The sequence below is a fragment of the Streptomyces sp. NPDC002671 genome (genome assembly GCF_053592475.1).
Genome location: NZ_JBSFVU010000118.1, coordinates 1 through 5,608, shown reverse-complemented (window position 1 = coordinate 5,608; position 5,608 = coordinate 1). Strand labels below are relative to the sequence as shown.

At 66.6% G+C, this 5,608-nt stretch carries 4 protein-coding genes and 4 pseudogenes; 5 read left to right on the top strand and 3 right to left on the bottom strand.

Annotated elements, in window-relative coordinates; genetic code table 11:
- A pseudogene (locus tag ACWD35_RS44740) lies at nucleotides 1-545 on the top strand (hypothetical protein); the annotation flags it as partial.
- 109 nt (nucleotides 546-654) lie between these two features.
- Nucleotides 655-1,770 carry an MBL fold metallo-hydrolase gene (locus ACWD35_RS44735; RefSeq protein WP_451357059.1) on the top strand — a complete coding sequence of 372 codons (1,116 nt, stop codon included), beginning with the start codon at nucleotides 655-657 and terminating at the stop codon, nucleotides 1,768-1,770.
- 52 nt (nucleotides 1,771-1,822) lie between these two features.
- Here the strand turns inward: ACWD35_RS44735 and ACWD35_RS44730 are convergent.
- A pseudogene (locus tag ACWD35_RS44730) lies at nucleotides 1,823-1,933 on the bottom strand (IS630 family transposase); the annotation flags it as partial.
- Nucleotides 1,934-2,050: 117 nt separating this feature from the next.
- Between ACWD35_RS44730 and ACWD35_RS44725 the strand changes: the two are divergent.
- The gene (locus ACWD35_RS44725; RefSeq protein WP_451357058.1) at nucleotides 2,051-2,782 is read left to right on the top strand and encodes a hypothetical protein; all 732 of its coding nucleotides are present in this window, start codon (nucleotides 2,051-2,053) and stop codon (nucleotides 2,780-2,782) included.
- A 401-nt stretch (nucleotides 2,783-3,183) separates the two neighbouring features.
- Nucleotides 3,184-3,369, top strand: a pseudogene (locus ACWD35_RS44720) (IS110 family transposase); the annotation flags it as partial.
- 140 nt (nucleotides 3,370-3,509) lie between these two features.
- Here ACWD35_RS44720 and ACWD35_RS44715 read toward each other — a convergent pair.
- Nucleotides 3,510-3,863 (bottom strand): antibiotic biosynthesis monooxygenase family protein, encoded by a 354-nt coding sequence (locus tag ACWD35_RS44715; protein WP_451357057.1) that lies wholly within the window; start codon nucleotides 3,861-3,863, stop codon nucleotides 3,510-3,512.
- A 269-nt stretch (nucleotides 3,864-4,132) separates the two neighbouring features.
- Nucleotides 4,133-4,521 (bottom strand): annotated as a pseudogene (locus ACWD35_RS44710) (RidA family protein).
- A 72-nt stretch (nucleotides 4,522-4,593) separates the two neighbouring features.
- Between ACWD35_RS44710 and ACWD35_RS44705 the strand changes: the two are divergent.
- Nucleotides 4,594-5,502, top strand: a complete 909-nt coding sequence (locus ACWD35_RS44705) for a LysR family transcriptional regulator (protein ID WP_451357056.1) — start codon at nucleotides 4,594-4,596, stop codon at nucleotides 5,500-5,502.
- Nucleotides 5,503-5,608: the final 106 nt, after the last annotated feature.

The window sequence follows — 5,608 nt, the reverse complement described above, 5'->3', positions numbered from 1 at the left end:
ACACCCCAACCCCGCCGGCATGCAACCGAACTCGTCGGCATGATCAACGCCGCAAAGCTGCCCGCGACATGGGCATCTTGAAAGTCGCTCAACACTCCACCGAGCTGGGAATCCACGCCCACCACAATCTCGGGCTGGGCGTGGCCAACTCGGTCGTCGCCGTCGAGAACGGCGCCACCCGCGTCGACGCCTCCCTCGCCGGCCAGGGAGCCGGGGCGGGAAACTGCCCCCTGGAAGCGTTCATCGCCGTCGCCGACCTGACGGGCTGGAAGCACGGCTGCGACCTGTTCCCCCTGATGGACGCGGCCGACGACGTCGTACGCCCCCTCCAGGACCGCGAGGTGCGGGTGGACCGCGAGACCCTCACCCTCGGCTACGCGGGCGTGTACTCCAGCTTCCTGCGTCACGCCGAAACGGCCGCCCGCCACCACGGCATCGACACTCGCGCCATCCTCATCGAGGCCGGACGGCGCAAGATGGTCGGCGGCCAAGAGGACATGATCACCGACATCGCCCTCGACCTCGCCGCAACCCGCACCAGCTGACCGCAAGGGCCGCACACGTCGTTAAAGGGCGTTTTGCCCCGCTAAGGACAAGCGATCAATGGAAAAGGACCACATCATGTGCAATTCGGGGACCAGTCACAGACCGCACGTGCCGTCGCGGCGTTCGGTCCTGCAGACGGTCACGGCAGCCGCGGGGGCTTTCGCGGCCGGGACCCTGGCCACCGGTTCGGCACGGGCAACGACTACAGCGGCCTCGGCCTCGCCGACAGCTGCGGTCAGTGACAAGGGCACGCATCTGGTGCTGCTCGGCACGGCCGGCGGCCCGCCTCCGTTCGCAGACCGGATGGGCATCTCATCCGCGCTCGTGGTCAACGGGCGAACCTACGTGATCGACTGCGGTCGCGGGGCGGTGACCCAGTTCCTGCGTGCCGGACTCGACCCGCGATCGCTCTCCGGAATCTTCCTCACCCACCTGCACGCCGACCACACCGTCGACTACTTCGCCTTTCCACTGCTGTGCGGCGGCATGCCCAAGCCCTTCGCCGGATTCAACCGGTTGCTGGACGTGTACGGCCCCGGATCCCCTGGAGAACTCCACAACACCAGCGGCAAGGCGTGGTTCAACCCCGGCAACCCCTTCCCCGGCACCGCCGACCTGACGCGGCTCGCGGCCGAGGCGTGGGCTTACTCCACCAACGCCTTCACCGCCGAGGGGCTCGGCGGCGCACCGACGGACCTGCTGAACGTCCACGAGATCGGCCTGCCCGACGTCGGCGCCACGGCGGCCAACACCGCACCGCCGATGGCCCCGTTCACCGTCATGGAGAACGACGACATGAAGGTGACCGCGATCCTGGTACCGCACGGCGCCGTCTTCCCGTCGTTCGCCTACCGCTTCGAGACCGCCGACGGCTCGGTCGTCTTCTCCGGCGACACCGCGCCCACGGCGAACATTCCCGCCCTCGCGAAGGACGCGAGCGTGCTGGTGCACGAGGTCATCGACACCGCCTGGTTCCAGGAACAGGGCCTCCCCGCCCCGGTGATCGCACACATGCAGGACGTCCACACCCCCATCTCCGCGATCGGCCGGATCGGCGCCGAGTCCGGGGCGGACAAAGTGGTGCTGACGCACTTCTCGCCCGGTGACCCGCACGCGCGATCCGAGCAGTGGTGGGCCAAGCAGGCCAGGGCAAGCAAGAAGGCAGGCGGCTACCACGGACAGATAGTGGTCGGCCGCGATCTCTTGCACCTGGCGGTGAAGTAGCAGGCCGGATCGGGCTTACAACGGCTACTGGGGTTTTCTCTTCCAGGCGACGTCATGTCGGCGTCCCGGTCTCGGCGATGAACCCGTCAAATGGGTCGGGCCGGTACTGCATCCGTTTGAGGCAGGCGCGGACCAGCCCGGCCAGGTCATCGATAGTGCATGGCCGGGCCACGCACGGGATGTCAGGCGAGGCCGATCTGCTGGTAGAAGGTCAGGTTGTCCTTGGCGATGCGGATCACACCTGCCCAAGGCGACCAAGCCGTCGTCACTCTCCGACGAGATGGCCGACAAGGTCGCATCCACGGCCACCTATCCGGAGCCGCCCCGCACGATGACGAAGACCGAATGCAAGAAAGGACCACAAGGCGGCCAGTACTTCGCGGTCAAGTCCCGGTACGCGATGTGCACCGCAACCCAGTTCGTACAGACCTGGATGCAGAACGGCCGCCCTGTGGGGCAGAGCTCGTTCACGCTGTGGGTGATCGACACGATCCCGAAGAAATACGACCGCACGATCCGGATGCAGTACCTGTTCACCAACTTCGACAAGGCCGGCAGCACCCGCACGAGCGGCTTGAAGGGCGATACGGACGGCGACGTGAAGACGTGGCCCGCGTCCGTGAGCATGAAGTACGGCGGACAGGTCCCGCCCACGCAAACCTACGACTCCCTGAAGACCAAGCCCGAGTACTTCCACACCATGCTCGTCGAGCCCGGGCACGGCACCGGCAAGGACGACCTGGTGCAGATGGTGTACGAGCCGTACGTGAAGCTCACCTTCCCTGCGCCCTACACCTCGCCGAACACCGGCCGCGTCAACGTGGGACTCCTCGCCGGCCGCTGGGACTCCGCCTCGTACCTCTTCAACAAGACCGGCGACGGAAACCCGAAGAAGAAAGGCGGCGCGGCCCTGCCGGTGGTGCTCACCCTGCCCTACAGCTCCAAGGCCGGCGCTCCCGAGCGTGCAGTGGCCCAGCACCTGAAGGACGCGAGTGAAGCGCGAACGCGATGAGTATCCGTTCGCCAGCACCTACGAGGGCTCCGCTCAGAGCAAGTACGACACCACGAAGCCGAAGGACAACTTCTCCGCCAGGCCCATCCCTCAAGGTCCGCCGTGCTGCCGAGCTGGCCGCCGTGGCGGTAGAGGCTGCGGGCCGTCAGCACACCGCGGTGACCGGGGAGAAGATCACCACCGAGATGGTCCATACGCTGGCGAAGGAGGTGCTAACCCTCAACGAGCAAGTGGCCACCGTGGACAAACTCATTGCAGAACGCTTCCGCAGCCACCATCTCGCCGAAATCATCGAAACCCTCCCCGGCATCGGACCTGTGCTCGGTGCAGAGTTCCTCCCCGCGACAGGTGGCGACATGCACCGGCCCAGGCTCTATCACCGCGGGCTTCAGCGCGTCTTCTCCGCCCTGACCAGCATCCGCTTCTGTCCGGAGTCCCGCCGGTTCTACAACCGAAAGCGTGCAGAGGGAAAGCGGCACATTCAGGCTGTCATCGCCCTCGCCCGCCGACGCGTCAACGTCCTGTGGGCCCTCCTACGTGACGGACGCTGCTACCAACCCACACCACCAGCAGTGGCTGCTACTTGACAACACCATTGGGAGTCAGGCCACCGCGTGAGCGTCCGAGCCCGTGGTCCGGGAGCTCGTCAGCGACTTCGCCTAGGTTGTCCCGTTACAGATCACCCCTTTTGCGGCCTTCGCGGGTCAGCGTGCCGGCTCTACGGGACCTACGCTCGCGTGAACCCGTGGCTCCGCTCCACTTTCGCGACATGCAGCGTGTAGCTCTGGTACCACTCGGCTCGCCCGCGCTTTTGCGCTGCGCGGTGCTCGGCGTTGGTCCGCCACTCCGTGAGGGCGTCGGCGTCGCGGAAGTAGCTGACGGTGATGCCCAGCCCGCCGGGAGTCTGTGCGTGGTCCATCCCCAGGTACCCGGGGAGGTCCTTCACCAGGTCTTCCAGGCGCGCGTTGGTCTCGCTGTAGTCGTTCTGGTTCTGAGTTCGCACCGTGGTGAAGACAGCCACGTAGTAGGGGGGTTCATATGCTTCGACGGGCGTGACACGTGCTTCGGAGTGACTGCTCACGGCACCACTGTGGGGAAGGATGCGCACAACGATCCAGTGTCCTTTCCTGAACGGTATACATAGGGGATACGGCTCTTGGTCAAAGCTGTCCGAGCCGGCGTTCTCCGGGCCGCCTGAGGGCTAGCTTGGCCTCGCACCCCAGGTCAGCCGACCTGTTCGGCTTGGGCTCGGGTATGGGCGAGCCGGTAGGATCCGGTGCCCTTTCGGCTGATTGCCCACCCGCCCGCAGACACAACGCCCCGTTCCCCCAGAGCCGATTGCGCGGACGGTTACGCGGTGGGTCGCCGTGCGTACACCTCGACCTCGATCTTCATGCGGGGATGAGCGAGGCCGCACATGAGCATCGTGGCGGCCGGTCGGACCTGGCCGAAGGCGCGACGCAGTACTGGCCGGCAGGGCTCGAAGTCGGCCCGGTCGGGCAGCAGACAGCGCACCCGCACCACGTCGGCGAAGGTGCACTTCGCCTCGGCCAGCGCAGCCTCGATGTTGCGCAGGCACTGCTCGGCCTGCTCCACACGTCGTCGGAGATCGTCATGGTGGCGTAGTCGAACCCGGTCGTCCCGGACACATGAACCCAGTCGCCGTCGACGACGGCGCGGGCACAGCCGATCCGCTCTTCGAACATCGAGCCGCTGAGGATGGAACGTCGCTCCGTCATGTGCCGAACGCTAAGTGAGCAGCACAGATACGTCTAATACAGCTTCGGGTATGGAGTGATATCTCTGAGCGTATGGAACGCCCTGAACTTCCTCTTCAGCAACTGCACGCCTTCGTCATGCTCGCCGAGGAACTCCACTTCGGCCGCGCTGCCACCCGCCTGGGCATCGCCCAGCCGCCACTGAGCCAGCAGATCCGACGCCTGGAGGGCAAAGTCGGCCACGCACTGTTCAGCCGCGAACCAGGACGTATCGCCCTCACCCCGGCGGGCCGAGAACTCCTTCCTGCCGCTCGGCACGCCCTCAACGGCCTCGCGGACGGCCTGGCCGCAGCCCGAGACGTCGGCAGCGGCAGGGTCGGCCGGCTGCGGATCGGCTTCGCCGCCTCCCTCGCCCTGACCGTCCTGCCCGGCCTGCTACGAACCTTCCGGGAACGGTTTCCCGCCGTGGAGCTGGTCATCCAGGAAATGACCACCACGCCGCAACTGGCCGCTCTACGCGAGAGGACGATCGACATCGGCCTGCTGCGCGAACCGCCGGCCGACGACGCGGAACTCGCATTCGCGACCGTGCTGACCGAGCCGTTTGTGGCTGTCCTGCCGTCCGCGCACCCCTTCGCAGCACAACGCGCCGTCCGCATCGAGCAGTTGGCGGACTGCCCCTTTGTGCTTCTGCCTCGCGCCGTCGGCCCGCCGCTGTACGACCAGATCGCCAGCCTGTGCATCGCGGCAGGCTTCACGCCCCGGGTGGCGCAGCACGCCGTGGAATGGCAGACCGTCTGCGCCCTGGTAGAAACTGGGCTGGGCGTGTCAGTGGCCCCGGAGAGCATCCGCCGCATCCGCCTCAAGGGCGTTGCATTCCGCAGGATCGAGCCCAACACCACTCGCACACGAGTCGCCGTCGCCTGGCGTGAGAACGACTCAAATCCCCTGGTCCCACGCCTCCTAGCCGCTCTCGACCAAGATCCGCCGGACAGGTCCTAGTGCCACGATGCCGGCTGTCGTCCCGTACCTGCTCCGACTGACTGCCGATCCATCGATCCCACGCCGGAACGAGTTGTTCGGGCTCGTGCTCGTAGCCGCCGCCCTG